General features: G+C 47.7%; 3 protein-coding genes and 2 pseudogenes. 3 read left to right on the top strand and 2 right to left on the bottom strand.

The features are described 5' to 3' along the window. Positions 1 to 88 precede the first annotated feature (88 nt). Positions 89 to 553: a GNAT family N-acetyltransferase gene (locus ABLA85_RS03645; RefSeq protein WP_367961461.1), complete on the bottom strand. Its 465-nt coding sequence runs from the start codon at positions 551 to 553 to the stop codon at positions 89 to 91. 38 nt (positions 554 to 591) lie between these two features. On the opposite strand from ABLA85_RS03645, the pseudogene ABLA85_RS03640 reads away from it, so the two are divergent. Continuing rightward, positions 592 to 699, top strand: a pseudogene (locus tag ABLA85_RS03640) (ISNCY family transposase); the annotation flags it as partial. 78 nt (positions 700 to 777) lie between these two features. Here the strand turns inward: ABLA85_RS03640 and ABLA85_RS03635 are convergent. Next, positions 778 to 915 (bottom strand): annotated as a pseudogene (locus tag ABLA85_RS03635) (ISAs1 family transposase); the annotation flags it as partial. Between the two features lie 825 nt (positions 916 to 1740). On the opposite strand from ABLA85_RS03635, the gene ABLA85_RS03630 reads away from it, so the two are divergent. Next, positions 1741 to 17043 carry an amino acid adenylation domain-containing protein gene (locus ABLA85_RS03630; protein WP_367961459.1) on the top strand — a complete coding sequence of 5101 codons (15303 nt, stop codon included), beginning with the start codon at positions 1741 to 1743 and terminating at the stop codon, positions 17041 to 17043. A gap of 321 nt (positions 17044 to 17364) precedes the next feature. Further along, entirely contained in the window at positions 17365 to 17535 is a 171-nt protein-coding gene (locus ABLA85_RS03625) for a hypothetical protein (RefSeq protein ID WP_367961458.1), read from the top strand. Positions 17536 to 17804 lie beyond the last annotated feature (269 nt).

Raw genomic sequence — 17804 nt, 5'->3', positions numbered from 1 at the left:
AGACATAAGAAATCGGCCTTAAACAATCATCTGAGGCCGATTATGACTTATCTTAGTTTTCTTAAGCGAGCGGTATTACCCCTTATGGTCAATTTGAATTAATTCCTCTGAGCATATCAATGTGTGGGATATTGTCTTCCAAGTACACTTCAGATACAGCTTGAAAGCCGTGTTTGTCGTAAAATGACTGGAGGTGTGCTTGCGCAGATAAAAAAATAGGGGTTTCTGGGTAAGATCTTTCTACAAAGGAAACTATATTATCCATCAGCTTGTGTCCTAACTTGGCTCCTCGTACAGATGCATCGATAATTATTCTCCCTACGACAATTTGTTTTGAGCTTTTGTATGCTTGTAGTATGCGTGCATAAGCTATGATTTTCCCGTCCTTAGAGCCTACAACGTGTAGCGTATCTTTCTCTAAATCCAAACCATCCAGATCTTGATATGGACATAATTGTTCAACAATAAATACCCGATTTCTTAGAGATAAAATCTTATAAAATTTTGCAGTATCAATATATTTTGATTCTAAGTATTCCCAAGTCAATTCCATGTTTACCTCAGGTATTTTTTTTGACTGTGATTTTGTGGGGGCAGTGTCAAACATAACGCGCATTATTACGGCATGGTGTCAGTCTGGATATCATTGTCACCAGTACTGGACTGAGCCGGGATAAAATTGAAGCGTTAAAACAATAAATTAATCACCTCGTTCACAATAAAATGCCGATATTCAAGATCAGCATTTTTGTTGTCGTTCCTAAGCCACCTCTTACTTTTCGCACGATAATCATCACTCCAGACTGCTTTTTTGAGCTTATTTCTTTGTCTGGCCCCCCAATCACCTGGTCTGAGCATATTCAAAACGAGACGTCGGAATAATGCCAAATTCTCAATCATCCCATCCAGAGCAATCATCAAGGCTAATTATATCATGTCACTCATTTTGCCATTAATGTAAATAATAAGAGATATATACAGAAAATAATTAGTCATATTATTTTTTATTTTTATATTTTTTATTACAGGTATTAAATTAAATGAATTTTCATATTCATAATATTTTCCTATTATTAGTATCTATTTGAAATGTTTTCATTCTGGTATTAAATATAATTAACGTTTACATTTACATTAGTTGTGCAATTTGATTATTATAAAATAATATGTAGTGAAGTTAGTTTATTTTTTATATAGGAAAGTATACATGAACTTATTACAACATAATGATAAATAATATTTTATTCGGATTGCCTTATTCCTTGATTGTTAGAAGCTATTAATATTCGTAATCTCCTAATTTTATCTGAAATAATTTCAATTGGAAATTAATGTTAAATGGAAAAAATACAGCAAGGACTTAGCGCTCATGCCAGTAGATATATTCAATATCCATTTTTATTTAGTTGTGGAATTCAGCGTCGATTAATAAAAAATTGCGTTAGATCAAAGACGCTTATCTAAAAAGGGAAAAAAAGAAAAAATGGAATATCTTCTTCCTGTTTATCAAATTAACCATTTATTCCGCTGTCTGGAAAACTATTGTCACATAATTTTTTGTTGTTCGGTTATTAACCAGAATACGACATCCAACACCTGAGAAAAAATATTGCCTGAGTATCTTTCGATGCTTGGCTTGCCCGTTGTTATTTCTCCTAAGAATAAAAGAAAAACATTTTTGATGGTTTCTGGGAATAACAATTTTCAAATATCCAATAGATTCGTTGAGGTAGTAAATAGATGAAAGACAGTATTACCAGCATGGGGAATACCCTTGAAGCGGGGTTAGTGAATGTGTCATCAGGAAAGGTGAGTGATGACATATTTGCGGGAAAGTTTAATGGGTTATCTGAGGCTGAACGTACCTTGTTGCTGGAAACCTGGAACGCCACAGAAACCCTATATCCTGACCATGTCTGTATTCATCAGTTGTTTGAACAACAGGTAGAGAAAACCCCGGCTGCCGTAGCGTTAATCGCCGGGAATCAAACACTGAGCTATGCGGAATTGAATGTCCGAGCCAACTGGCTGGCTTGTCAATTGATTGAACAGGGGATTTGCCGGGGTGACCATGTAGCGATCCTATTAGAACGCTCAATTGAATTGGTGGTGGCTCAGTTAGCTATCCTTAAGTCTGGTGCGGTTTATGTCCCTGTCGATCCCAACGTACCGGATGAACGGAAAAACTGGCTGATAAACGATTGTGCTGCCAAATTACTGCTGACTGATATGCAGGCGGAGATCCCGGCTGAATTAGTTGTTCCGCGGCTCCGTCTTACCAGTGAGACAGAACTGATTCGGGAAGAAGAGCATCACAATTTTGATTTATTGAGTGCCAGTACTGCGCCAGCGTATATCATGTACACCTCTGGTTCGACTGGTATACCCAAAGGGGTCATCGTGCCTCATCGGGCTGTCGTCCGGTTGGTTATCAATAATGGTTATACTGACATCGAACCCAATGACCGGATTGCTTTCGCCGCTAATCCGGCTTTCGATGCCAGCACCTTTGAAGTTTGGGCACCTTTGCTCAATGGTGCTGCGCTGGTGGTTATTGATCATACCACGTTGCTGACGCCGCGGGATTTTGTTCAGGCGTTACAGGCACATCGCATTACGGTCCTGTGGATGAGTGTCGGGCTGTTTAACCGACTGGTGGAGGAGCTATCCCCGGTACTACCTCAACTTAAAATAATGCTGGTCGGGGGAGATGTCCTCGATCCACATGTCATTGCTCAAGTCCTGTGTAAAAATCCCCCCCAAAAGTTATTGAATGCCTACGGTCCAAGTGAGGGAACCACGTTTACCGCGACCTACTGTATTCACGCGTTAACATCGAGTACCACTTCTATCCCTATTGGCCGCCCCATTGCCAACACCCGGATTTATTTGTTGGATACGGATGGTCAGCCGGTGCCATTGGGAATGATCGGTGAGATTTATATCGGAGGTGACGGAGTGGCCTGCGGTTATCTCAACCGTCCTGAACTGACCGCTGAACGCTTTCTCACAGATCCATTTAGCGATAAACCGAATGCACGTATGTACCGAACCGGAGATTTGGCCCGCTACCTGCCGGACGGCAATCTGGAATTTCTGGGCCGTAACGACCAGCAGGTGAAAATCCGTGGTTTCCGGATTGAACTGGGGGAAATTGAAGCTCGACTGGTGGAATATCCGACGATACGTGAAGCTGTAGTGTTAGCGTTAGGGGAGGGGCTTGATAAACAACTGGTTGCTTATGTGCTGACCCAAGAGAATGACGGACTGGCTGCTCGTCTGCGCGAACACCTGAGTGCGCGATTGCCGGATTATATGATACCGGTGGCCTTTGTGCGTCTGGATGAATTTCCATTGACACCGAATGGTAAATTGGATCGCCGGGCGTTGCCGACACCGGGAGAGGACGCCTTCGCTCGTCAGGTTTATGAAGTGCCGCTAGGAGAGATGGAGATTATTCTGGCGACTCTTTGGAGTGAGTTACTGGGTATTGAGCGTATTAGCCGACATGACAGTTTCTTTGCGCTAGGTGGCCATTCTTTGCTCGGCGTACGGATGATTGAACGCCTGCATAGTATGGGATTGACACTCACCGCCCGTAACCTGTTTCAGTGTCCGGTGTTGTCAGAACTGGCCCAAACATTGGATCAACATCAAATTGTAGTAGTACCGCTGAATGTCATTACCCCAGAGACCACTGTGCTGACACCGGCAATGTTGCCGCTGATTGATCTGACCCAGTCTGAGATTGACCTCATTGTTGAACAGGTGCCGGGCGGGATAACCAATATTCAGGATGTCTATGCTCTGTCGCCATTGCAGGACGGTATTTTATTCCATCATCTGTTGGCGAAGGAAAGTGACCCCTATCTGCTGGCCTATCCGATGATTTTTTCTGACCGGGCTCTGCTGGAGCGCTATCTGGCGGCAGTGCAACAGGTGGTTGATCGCCATGATATCCTGCGAACCGCATTTATCTGGCAGGGACTATCTGCACCAGCACAGGTGGTCTGGCGTCAAGCACCTTTATCGATCACTGAACTGATTCTGGACCCGATTGACGGGCCAGTGGGTGAGCAATTGGCTCACCGTTTTGATCCACGTCAGTATCGTTTTGATCTGAGTCAGGCTCCATTGTTGCGCTTTGTCGTAGCACAAGAAACTGATGGCCGTTGGCATGTGCTGCAATTACAGCATCACCTGATTGGCGACCATACGACAATGGAAGTGATGCACCGCGAAGTGCAGATCTGCCTTGCTGGACAGGATGACAACTTGCCGATACCGGTGCCTTTTCGCAATCTGGTGGCGCAGGCTCGGTTGAATGCCAATCAGGCAGAACATACCCGCTTCTTTACCGACATGCTGGCTGACGTGGATGAGCCAACGCTGCCGCTTGGCCTAACCGAGGTGCATCGTGATGGTTCGCATGTCACACAATCGCACCGGATGTTACCGCCGAAGTTAAACGACCGCCTTCGTCAGCAGGCAAAACGTCTGGGCGTCAGTGTGGCAACATTGTGTCATCTGGCCTGGGCGCAGGTGTTGTCACAAACCAGTGGTCAGGAAAAAGTGGTGTTTGGCACAGTATTGTTTGGGCGTATGGCGGCGGGGGAAGGAGCCGATAGCGGCATGGGGCTGTTTATCAATACCTTGCCGTTACGGCTGGATATGGATGACACACCGGTGCACGACAGTGTACGGCTGGCACAGTCCCGGCTGGCCGGATTGCTGGATTATGAGCATACTTCACTGGCGCAGGCCCAACGTTGCAGTGGCGTAGCGGGTGGTACGCCACTATTTAGTGCCCTGTTGAACTACCGGCATAATGAGCAGCCGCTGATCCCACATGAGGTTGTACCGGGTATCGAATTCCTGGGTGAACAGGAGCGGACCAACTATCCGTTAGTGCTGTCGGTAGAGGACGGGGGTTCTACTCTGGGGCTGACTGCGCAGGTAGTACAACCGTTTGAGCCGGATAGGGTATGTGGTTATATGCAACAGGCGCTGACCAGTCTGACAGAAGCGCTGGAGCAGGCACCGGAAACATCGGTACGGACACTGAACATTTTGCCCGAAGTAGAACGTGCGTTATTGCTGGAAACCTGGAACGCCACAGAAACCCCATATCCTGAGCAGTTATGCATTCATGAGTTGTTTGAACAACAAGCAGAGAAAACGCCGGTTGCTACAGCGCTGATAGCGGGAGATCAAACCCTCAGTTATATGGAACTGAATATCCGTGCTAACCGGCTGGCTCGTCAGTTAATTGAACAAGGGGTTTATCTAGGTGAGCATGTTGCGATCTTGTTAGAGCGATCTATTGAGCTGATCGTGGCCCAGTTAGCTATTCTCAAGGCGGGTGCGGTTTATGTCCCGATTGATCCTGGTGTACCGGACGAACGGAAGAGTTGGTTGATAAAAGATTGTTCAGCTAAATTGCTGCTCACCGATATGTGGGCAGATATTCCGGCTGACCTCCTGACTGTTCCATTATTGCGTTTCTCTGGTGAAATGAGCACCACCAGGGAAGAAGATTACTTCAATCTTGACTTACCCGCTTCCAGTACCGGATCAGCGTATATCATGTATACCTCTGGCTCTACTGGCACACCAAAAGGAGTAGTAGTACCTCATCGTGCGGTGGTTCGGTTGGTTATCAATAATGGTTATGCTGAAACCGGACAGGATGACCGGGTTGCCTTTACTGCTAACCCGGCTTTCGACGCCAGTACTTTCGAAATCTGGACGCCTTTGCTCAACGGTGGCGCGCTGGTGATCATTGACCACGCTACTTTGTTGACACCCCAGACGTTTATACAGGTTTTACAGACTCATAGGATTACTGTCCTGTGGCTGACGGTTGGATTGTTTAACCGACTGGCAGCGGAGTTGTCTCCGGTTCTTCCACAGATCAATATCTTGATTGTCGGAGGGGATGTTCTTAATCCGCATGTGATTGCTCAGATCTTGCGTAATAGCCCGCCTCGGCAGTTACTGAATGGCTATGGGCCGAGTGAGGGAACGACGTTTACCACGACATATCGTATCACTGAGTTACCAGTGGGGACGACAAAGCTTCCCATTGGTCGGCCAATCTCTAACACACGCCTCTATTTGTTGAACGCTTATGGTCAGCCTGTACCACTGGGGGCGACCGGTGAGATTTATATCGGGGGTGACGGAGTGGCCTGCGGTTATCTCAATCGTCCTGAACTGACCGCTGAACGCTTTCTCACAGATCCGTTTAGCGATAAACCGGCTGCGCGCATGTATCGAACCGGAGATTTGGCCCGCTATCTGCCGGATGGTAATCTGGAATTCCTGGGCCGTAACGACCAGCAGGTGAAAATTCGTGGTTTCCGGATTGAACTGGGGGAAATTGAAACTCGGTTGAAGGAGTATTCTGCGGTGCGTGAGGCTGCGGTACTGGTACTAGATGACGGTCAGGACAAACGGCTGGTCGCCTATATCGTAGCGCAAGCAGATGACAGATTAATCAACGATCTGCGTGCCCACTTAAGCGCAATCTTGCCTGATTATATGGTGCCAGCGGCTTTTGTACGTCTAGATGAACTCCCGTTGACGCCGAATGGTAAACTGGATCGTCGGGCATTGCCTGTGCCGGGAGAGGAAAACTTTGCCCGTCAGGTCTATGAAGTTCCGCAAGGGGAAACTGAAATGGCTTTGGCGGCTATCTGGCGCGAGCTATTGGATGTTGAGCAAATCAGCCGGTATGATAATTTCTTTGCTCTGGGTGGCCATTCGTTGTTGGCGATGAGGGTGATGAACCGTGTCGCGGCTTTCGGTGCTGAACTTCCGTTGACCACGTTATTTAAAGCGCCTGTCTTGCTGGCTTTTGCTAAGGCGGTTGATGAGCGTCTAAATGAACAGAGTGGAGTATTGCCCGTCATCACACCGACACCCCATGACGGTGCGCTACCCCTGTCATTCGCGCAACAGCGTCTGTGGTTTCTGGCGCAATTTGAGGGGATTAGTGATACCTACCATATTCCGTTGGCACTGCGTTTACGGGGCCAGCTTGATATTCATGCCTGGCAGCAGGCATTGAATCACCTGTTTGCCCGTCATGAAGCATTACGTTCCGTTTTTATCACAGTCAACGAGCAGCCTCAGGTTGAACTCCTGCCGACGGAATTTGGTCTGCCGATGAAAAAATACGATCTGCGTAAAACTTCTGAGGTGGATGAGCAACTTAAGTGTTTGTGCGAGCAGGAAGCTAAAATGCCGTTTAATCTTGCCTGTGGTCCCTTAATTCGTTCTGTTCTGATACAACTGACTGACGATGAGTATGTTTTCCTGTTGACCCAACACCATATTGTGTCCGATGGCTGGTCCTTAGGGATATTGAAATCAGAACTGAATGCACTTTATTCAGCCTGCCTAAACCAGCAGCCTGATCCGTTGCCACCGTTGGTGATCCAATACCCTGATTATGCGGCATGGCAGCGTCAATGGCTTTCTGCTGAGAGAGTTCAGATTCAATCTGATTATTGGCGAATGGCGTTGGCGGACGCGCCAGTCCTGTTGGATTTGCCAACCGATCGGCCACGTCCTCCCGAACAGTTGTTTGCAGGAAACCTGTGTCCTATCAATCTGGACACAGAGTTAACGGCATCCCTTAAGCGTCTGAGTGAACAACAGGGGGTCACGTTATTTATGACCTTGCTATCAGCCTGGTCAATAGTCTTGTCTCGTTTGTCCGGTCAGGATGATTTGGTTATCGGTACACCCAGTGCTGGTCGCAGCCGTCAGGAAGTGGAATCCTTGATTGGTTTCTTTGTTAATACTTTGGCGTTACGTATCGACTTATCGGGTGAGCCTAATGTGACGGAGTTGCTGTCGCGTGTGCGGCAAACCGCACTGGCGGCCCAGGAGCATCAAGATTTACCCTTTGAACAAGTGGTAGAAATTGTACAACCACCGCGTAGGCTGGCGCATACCCCGTTGTTTCAGGTGATGTTTGCCTGGCAGAGCAACGAGATTGTGGAATGGAGATTACCGGGGCTGACAATTTCACAGATCGATCAACCTTTTGATGTCGTTAAGTTTGATCTTGAACTTAATCTGTTTGAAGAGGAGGAGAGGATTGTCGGTTATCTCGGTTATTCAACCGCCCTGTTTGAACAATCGACAATCGAACGACATATCGGATATTTGCACACAATGCTGCAAGCGATGGTCGCTGACATTCAGCAGCCAATCGGGGAAATTAATATTCTGGCACCAGTAGAGCGTCAGTTGTTGCTGGAAATCTGGAATGCGACCGTAGCGCCATATCCTGAACAATTGTGTGTTCATCAGTTGTTTGAACAACAGGTAGAGAAAATCCCGGACGCCATAGCGGTAAGGTATGAAAATCAGACGCTCAGCTATGCTGAATTGAATACTCGCGCCAACCGATTAGCACATCAATTGATTACATTAGGTGTAATACCAGATCAACCAGTGGCTATTTGTGTGACACGATCACTGGAGAGAATAGTGGGATTGCTGGCGGTGTTGAAAGCAGGCGGGGCTTATGTACCATTGGATCCGGCTTATCCGAGTGAACGATTAGCTTATCTGCTCACTGATGCTGCACCAACTATAGTGCTGGCGGATAATATTGGACGGGCGGCACTGAGTGAAGAAACACTGAAGACGCTGATTGTCATCGATCCAAATGCCTTGCCAAATCAACCGGACAGTAACCCGCAACTACCTGATCTCACCTCTCGGCATCTGGCGTATGTGATCTACACTTCCGGGTCCACTGGCAGACCGAAAGGGGTGATGATTGAACATCAGAGTCTGGTTAACTTGACGCTGGAACACATTGCCCAGTTTGATGTTGGTGTCACCAGCCGAATGTTGCAGTTTGCCTCATTTGGTTTTGATGCCAGTGTCTGGGAAATCATGATGGCATTGAGCAGTGGAGCTATGCTGGTGATTCCGACTGAAACAACCCGGCAAGACCCACATCGCCTCTGGCATTATCTGGAAGAGCAGTCGGTGACGCACGCTTGTTTGACACCCGCTCTGCTGAGGGATGGCACTGATTTACCGGCTCTGGCGATAAAGCCGACCGTAATACTGGGCGGCGAAGCACCCAGTCCGGCGCTAATCCAGACATTAAACCGTCAGGCCACGCTATTCAATGCTTATGGCCCGACGGAAATCACCGTTTGCGCCACCACTTGGCATTGCCCGTCAGACTATACAAGGGGATTAATTCCCATCGGTAGACCCGCAGTTAATAAACGTGTCTATCTGTTAGACAAACACGGTCAACCGGTGCCGCTGGGCGCAGTAGGTGAGTTATATATTGGTGGTGTGGGTGTGGCCCGTGGCTATCTCAATCGCCCTGAACTCACTGCTGAACGTTTTCTGACAGATCCGTTTAGTGACGACACTAGTGCCCGGATGTATCGCACCGGAGATTTAGCCCGTTACCTGCCGGATGGCAATCTAGTGTTTGCCGGTCGTAATGACCAGCAAGTTAAAATCCGTGGTTTTCGAATTGAGCTGAGGGAAATCGAGGCGCACTTGACCGAATACCCAGCGGTGAGTGAAGCGTTGGTACTGGCATCGGGTGATGGTCAGGATAAGCGCTTAGTTGCCTATGTGGTGACAAATAATATAGAGACAAAAGCGGATAGCAGGCTGGCCGCCAGTCTGCGTGAATATCTGAGTGATATTTTACCGGATTATATGGTTCCGGCAGCTTTTGTACATCTGGATGAATTCCCATTGACACCGAATGGTAAATTGGATCGCAGAGCGTTGCCGGCGCCCGATCAACATGCTTTTGCCCGCCAGGTTTACGAAGCGCCGCAAGGGGAAATTGAGAACGCGCTCGCTACTATCTGGAGTGAATTGCTGGAGATTGAGCAGATTAGCCGGCACGACAGTTTTTTTGCCCTGGGTGGCCACTCGTTGTTGGCAGTACGGATGATTGAGCGTTTGCGGTGTATGGGGTTAGGAATCTCGGTACAAGCGTTATTCCAGCATCCAACATTGAATGTGCTGGCTCAGTCTTTGTCTCAGCATTGTGAGATCAAGGTGCCTGATAACGGTATTACACCGGATACGTCTGTGTTAACACCGGAAATGTTACCGCTGATTGACCTCACTCAGCTTGAAATTGACTGTATTGTTGATCAGATACCGGGTGGGATAGCTAATATTCAGGATATCTATGCTTTGTCACCGCTACAAGATGGCATTCTGTTTCACCATTTGTTGGCGAAAGAAGGTGATCCCTACTTGCTGATAACTCAACAGGCTTTTGCGGATCGGCATTTGCTGGATCGTTATCTGGCCGCAGTTCAACAGGTGGTTGATCGCCATGATATCCTGCGGACCGCTTTTATCTGGGAGGGATTATCAGCTCCGGCTCAGGTGGTTTGTCGTCAAGTTCCCTTATTCATCACAGAATTGACACTCAATCCAGCTGATGGTTCGATCAGTGACCAACTGGCCCAACGCTTTAATCCGTGCCAGCATCGTATTGAGCTGAGGCAAGCACCGTTGTTGCGTTTTGTTATTGCTCAGAATACTGATGGCCGCTGGATCTTGCTGCAACTGTTACATCACCTGATTGGCGACCATACCACGCTGGAAGTGATGAACCACGAAGTGCAGGCGTATCTTACCGGACGGGGTGACAGCTTGCCTGCTCCTGTACCTTTTCGTACTTTGGTCGCTCAGGCTCAATTGGGAATCAGTCAGGAAGAACATATTCGTTTCTTTACCGATATGCTGGCGGTGGTGGATGAGCCAACGCTGCCATTTGGATTGACGGAAGTACACCATGACGGCTCGCAGGTGACGGAATCGCACAGAATGCTGACGCCTGAATTGAATAACCGTCTGCGTAATCAGGCTCGTCGTTTGGGTGTCAGTGTGGCGGCGTTGTGTCATTTGGCCTGGGCACAGGTGTTGTCGCGTACCAGTGGTCAGAAACAAGTGGTGTTTGGCACAGTGCTGTTTGGCCGTATGCAGGCTGGCGAAGGCGCTGACAATGGCGTGGGGCTGTTTATTAATACTCTGCCATTACGGTTAGATATAGATGAAACCCCGGTGCGGGAGAGTGTACAAGTCGCCCATAGCCGATTAGCGGGGTTATTAGCACATGAACATGCATCACTGGCGCTGGCTCAACGTTGCAGTGGAGTAGCCAGTGGGACACCGCTGTTCAATGCACTGTTGAATTACCGGCATAATACACAGCCAGTCACGCCGGATGAAATCATCAGTGGAATTGAATTCCTTGGGGCACAGGAGCGGACCAACTACCCGTTTGTGTTGTCGGTAGAGGATGGGGGTTCCGATTTGGGGCTGACTGCTCAGGTAGTGCAACCTTTTGATCCAGAAAGGCTATGCGGTTATATGCAACAGGCGCTGGAGAGCCTGGCAGAGGCACTTGAACAGGCGCCGGAAACGCCGGTACAGATGCTGGAAATCCTGCCGGAAACTGAGCGTACATTGTTGCTGGAAACCTGGAATGCGACCGAAACAACCTATCCTGACCAACTGTGCATTCATCAATTGTTTGAACAACAGGTGGAGAATGCTCCGGACGCCACAGCGTTGATCTATGAAAACCAAGCCATTAGCTATGCGGAATTGAATATCCGTGCTAACCGGCTGGCTCGTCAGTTAATTGAGCATGGAATTTATCCGGGGGAACATGTTGCGCTCTTGTTAGAGCGATCTATTGAACTGGTAGTGGCTCAGTTAGCTATTCTCAAGGCGGGTGCGGTTTATGTCCCGATTGATCCTGGTGTACCGGACGAGCGGAAGAACTGGTTGATAAAAGATTGTTCAGCCAAATTGCTGCTCACCGATATGTGGGCTGATATTCCGGCTGACCTCCTGACTGTGCCGATATTTCGTTTCTCTGGTGAGATGAGTACCATCAGGGAAGAAGATTACTTCAATCTTGATTTACCCGCTTCCAGCACCGGATCGGCGTATATCATGTATACCTCTGGCTCTACTGGTACACCCAAAGGCGTGGTAGTGCCTCATCGTGCGGTGGTTCGGTTGGTTATCAATAATGGTTATGCTGAAACCGGACAGGCTGACCGGGTTGCCTTTACCGCTAACCCGGCTTTCGACGCCAGTACCTTCGAAGTCTGGACGCCTTTGCTCAATGGTGGCGCGCTGGTGGTCATCGACCACGCTACCTTGTTGACACCCCAGGCGTTTGTACAGGTTTTACAGGTTCACCGGATCACTGTCCTGTGGCTGACGGTTGGATTGTTTAACCGACTGGCAGCGGAGTTGTCTCCGGTTCTTCCACAGATCAATATCTTGATTGTCGGAGGGGATGTTCTTAATCCGCATGTGATCGCTCAGGTCCTGCGTAATAGCCCGCCTCAGCAGTTATTGAATGGCTATGGGCCGAGTGAGGGAACGACGTTTACCACGGCATACCGTATCACTGAATTGCCGGTAGATATGACAAGACTTCCCATTGGCCGACCCATCGCTAACACACGTCTCTATTTATTGAACGCTTATGGTCAGCCAGTACCACTGGGGGCGATCGGTGAGATTTATATTGGTGGAGACGGTGTTGCCTGTGGTTATCTTAATCGGCCTGAACTCACTGCTGAACGCTTCCTGGCTGATCCTTTTAGTGATAAACCGGCTGCGCGCATGTATCGGACCGGAGATTTGGCCCGCTATCTGCCGGATGGCAATCTGGAATTTGTAGGGCGTAATGACCAGCAAATTAAAATTCGTGGTTTTCGGATTGAACCGGGGGAGATTGAAGCTCGGCTGACAGAACATTCTGCGGTACGTGAAGCGCAGGTATTAGCACTGGGGGATGGGCAAGATAAGCGTTTGGTCGCTTATGTGTTAGCAGAACCGGATGACGGATTAGCTGTGAGCCTGCGTGAGCATTTGAGTGCCCTGTTACCTGATTATATGGTGCCTGCGGCTTTCGTCTGTTTGACCGCATTCCCGCTAACCTCTAACGGCAAGTTGGATCGCCGGGCATTGCCAGTTCCGGGTGAGGAAGATTTTGCCCGTCAGGTTTATGAAGCTCCGCAAGGGGAGATAGAAACGGCGTTAGCGGCTATCTGGCGTGAAGTGTTAGGGGTTGAACAGATTAGTCGACATGATAATTTCTTCGCGTTAGGGGGCCATTCGTTGTTAGCTGCACGGGTAATGAATCGTGTGGCAGCTTTCGGTGTTGAACTACCGCTTGTTACCTTGTTTATGTCCCCCTCTCTGGCTGCTTTTGCGGAGAGTATTTACGCACAATGTACCTACACACAATGTAATGAGAATAGTGACAGGTTGCCTGAGATTACGCCGGTATCCCGCGATAGTGCTTTGCCATTGTCATTTAGCCAGCATCATCTGTGGTTCCTTTCACAGTTTGAAAGGGTGAGTGATACTTACCATATTCCTGTAATACAGCATGTGCGTGGTCAGTTTGATATCGGCGCCTGGCAGCAGGCGCTTAATGCTCTGTTTGCTCGCCACGAAGCTTTACGTTCTGTCTTTGTGACAGTTGACGGTCAACCCCAAGTCACTTTATTGCCGGCTGAACCCGGTTTGCCCATGAAGAAGTATGATCTGCGAGGCGTACCTGATGCGGATGGACAACTTAAGCGTTTGTGTATGGAGGAATTTGGGCTATCGTTTGATCTTGCACAGGGGCCATTAATCCGCTCCAGTTTGATACAGCTAACAGACGATGATTATGTATTTCTGCTGACCTTACATCATATTATTTTTGATGGCTGGTCTTTAGGGATACTGAAATCAGAGCTAAGTGCGCTCTATACGGCTTTTCTGACAGGTCAACCTGATCCACTACCACCCTTGATGATTCAGTATCCTGATTATGCTGCATGGCAGCGTCAGTGGTTTTCGGTTGAACGTTTACAGTCCCAATCTGACTGTTGGCGTACCATGTTGGCTGATGCACCGATACTGCTTGATTTACCAACCGATCGGCCACGTCCTCCTCAGCAGTCGTTTATAGGAAGTTCATTGCCTATCAATCTGGATGAGGTGTTAACGAAATCCCTTAAGCGCCTGAGTGAGCAGCAGGGTACGACGTTATTCATAACCATTCTGTCAGCTTGGGCTATGGTTCTGTCACGTTTGTCAGGTCAGAGTGATCTGGTTATCGGTACACCTTGTGCTGGACGTGGTCGTCAGGAAATTGAATCCCTGATAGGTTTCTTTGTCAATGTATTGCCTTTACGTATCGACTTATCGGGCCCCCCGGATGTGACGGAATTACTTGCGCGTGTGCGGCAAACTACGTTGGCTGCACAGGATAATCAGGATCTGCCATTTGAACAGGTGCTGGAAATTGTGCAACCGCCGCGCAGACTGGCGCATACCCCGCTGTTCCAGGTGATGTTTGCCTGGCAGAACAATGAGAAAATAGAGTGGAAATTGCCAGCGCTGGAAATCTTACCGGTTGATCAGGTTTTTGATGTGGTCAAATTTGATCTTGAACTTAACCTGTTTGAGGAAGAAGGCAGAATTGTAGGAACTCTGAATTATGCAACGGCCTTGTTTGATCAACAGACAATCGAGCGGTATGTGGGTTATCTGCACACCGTATTGCAAGTGATGGTGGCTAACCCACAACAGCCTGTCAGGGAAATTGATATTTTGTCATCGGCGGAACGTAGGTTGTTACTGGAAACGCGGAATGCGACTGAAATAGCGTATTCTGAACAGGTGTGTATCCATCAGTTGTTTGAACAACAAGTGGAGAAAACCCCAGATGCTATAGCGGTGATACATCGGGAGCAGATCTTAAGCTACGCGGAACTGAATGTTCAGGCCAATCGGCTAGCTCATCAGCTTATCTCTCTGGGGGTAGTCCCGGATCAGCGGGTGGCGATTTGTGTGCCACGTTCAACCGTGATGATAGTGGCGCTATTAGCGGTGCTGAAAGCGGGTGGCGCTTATGTACCACTGGATACGACTTATCCGAGTGATCGTCTGGCGTATATGTTGAATGATGCCGCTCCGTTGGTGGTATTAGCGGATAGTACCGGTCGTGCCGCACTGGGTGAAGACGCACTGGCAAAATTAACCGTACTTGACCCGAATATCCTGCCTGACCAACCGGGTAACAATCCACAGGTTTCTGCATTAACCTCACGGCATCTGGCTTATGTAATTTATACTTCCGGTTCGACCGGTATACCGAAAGGGGTGATGATTGAACATCGTGGGCTGGTCAACCTTATCCGGGATAAAATCAGCCAGTTTGACATTCATTCCCATAGCCGAATGTTGCAATTCGCTTCATTTGGTTTCGATGCCAGCGTCTGGGAAATCATGATGGCATTGTGTGGTGGTGCCACCCTGGATATTCCTGCCGACACAGTTCGTCAGGATCCGCGTCGCCTCTGGCATTATCTGGAAGAACGGGCAGTGACTCATGCTTGCCTGACACCGGCTCTGTTGAGGGATGGTGCGGATTTACCGGAGATAAACATAAGGCCAACATTGATACTGGGAGGGGAAATACCCAGTGCGACTCTGCTCCAGGCACTGCGTGGCCGGGTCACGCTGTTCAATGCTTATGGCCCGACAGAAATCACGGTATGTGCCACCACTTGGCGTTGTCCGGCAGATTATATTGATGCATTAACGCCTATCGGACGTCCGATAGCCAACACTTGTGTCTATCTGCTGGATGCCTGTGGCCAGCCGGTTCCACTGGGAGCGGTAGGGGAGCTATATATTGGTGGTGATGGTGTAGCGCGTGGCTATCTCAACCATCCTGATCTGACCTCTGAATGTTTCCTGGCTGATCCGTTTAGTCAGACACCGGATGCACGGATGTACCGCACCGGCGATTTGGCCCGCTACTTGCCGGATGGTAACCTGATACTGGATCGTCGGGTACTGCCGGAGCCTGATCAAAATGCCTTTGCTCATCAAGCCTATGAAGCTCCGCAGGGGGAGGTTGAGATTGCATTGGCAACCATCTGGCGTGAATTGCTGGAGGTTGAGCAAATAAGCCGGTATGACAATTTCTTTGCGTTGGGTGGACACTCGCTGCTTGCTATGCGGATGATAAACCTTGCCGCAGGTCGTGGTTTGATGTGTACACTGAATAACCTATTCCAATTCCCTGTACTGGCTGAACTGGTATCAAAAATCACATTAGATCCATTGTTTCAGCCGCAAAGCAGGGCGATACCTGTACGGTCATCCGGAACAGAACCACCGTTATTCTTTGTGCCCAGTGGAATGGATGATTACTCCTATATCTTTGGATTAGCTAAACATATCCAATCAGACTATCCGATTTATGCATTACCCTGGCCATCCATTGATGAAGAACAAGTATCGACTATTGAAGCATTGGCTACCAAAATGATCACCTTTATGAAGGCGGTTCAACCGGAAGGCCGATACCGGATCTATGGTTACTCTTCTGGTGGTGTACTGGCTTATGCTATTGCCCAACAACTTTTGAATGTCGGTGAGACCGTCGATTTCCTGGGTTTGATTGATACGCCTGCTCCTCACTGTTTCAGGCAGCAGGTCATTCAACCAAAACTCCAGTTTCTTGTTGAACTGGCAAAACAATCGGGCAGGGAACATAGAGAGGAAATTGCGGTATTGCATCAGAAAATTGATAAACTGAATTTGGTGCAATTTATTGCTGCGGCGCAGGAACTGGAACTCTACCCGACGAACCTGCGTCCTGACTTGATCGCAAAACGTTGGGAACAGATGGTAAATTATATGCAAATGGTCAAAAAATACGAACCACAAGCATTGGCGATAACGCTCCACCAGTTCTATGCAAGAGAGTCTTATCCGCAGCTTCCTTTCATTACAGAAGCCGTCTTACCCTCCTTGAGTATGGAACCGTCGTTAGGTTGGAAGCAGGTCATGCCTGATTCTTTGCTCCAGCTAACATCCATACCGGGCGACCATTTTAGCCTGATGGAGGATAGTAAAAATAAAACCATTTTGGCTAAAACCTTAAGTATGGCGTTGGCAATGGATTGTGAAGCGGAGGCGGTTTAATGTCAGTAATATTGCAGGAATAGCAAGCGATTATTGACGGTGATATTGTCCGGTCAAAGATGTTTATCATGGCCGGACATCTCTTCCAAATAGAATTAAGCTAAAGAACCTACCACCTTATCCCAATTCAGTATTTGAGGGCAAGAGATAATAAAAATATTAGATGTCATTAGATAAATATGACTTGACATCAAGTTAGCTTGAGGTTTTAGAGTGCGCACATTAACCAGAGGAAGTAAAACTGAATATGTTTCTTGAAACTTAACAGATTTCTAAATTAGACAAATCAATAATTTAAAAATCTGAATCAGGAGAAAAATAATGTCATTGGAAATGATTACTGCCTATCGTCAATCTAATGCACTATTTGCTTTTGTAGACAGCAAAGCACCATTATATTTAAGTACCCAAGATGGCAAAACAGTGGAACAAATTTCTCAGTTATGCCATGTTCATCAAGATAGATTTAATAACATATTGAATTACATGTAAAAAATAAATGTATTAACAAAAAAAGAGGATAAATTTTACCTTACTGAACAATGGGCATCACTCAGTGATCCAAACAGCTTTGAAACATTATATATAAAGTTCGAATTAGATCCTGCCTTCTGGAGCGCCTGGTCACAATACAGTGCATCCTTAAGTAAAACAAATGAAAAATCTGCTTTTGAACTTACTCATAATAAACCATTTTTTGATTATCTCAGTCATGAAAATAATAAATCTATTACAATGCTGGTTCGCATAATGTGATATGA

Origin of the sequence: Xenorhabdus sp. SGI246 (genome assembly GCF_040838225.1) — a bacterium.
GTDB classification, from domain to species: domain Bacteria; phylum Pseudomonadota; class Gammaproteobacteria; order Enterobacterales; family Enterobacteriaceae; genus Xenorhabdus; species Xenorhabdus indica.
The sequence above is the reverse complement of the archived record's forward strand: the minus strand, read 5'-3'. Positions and strand labels throughout refer to the sequence as shown.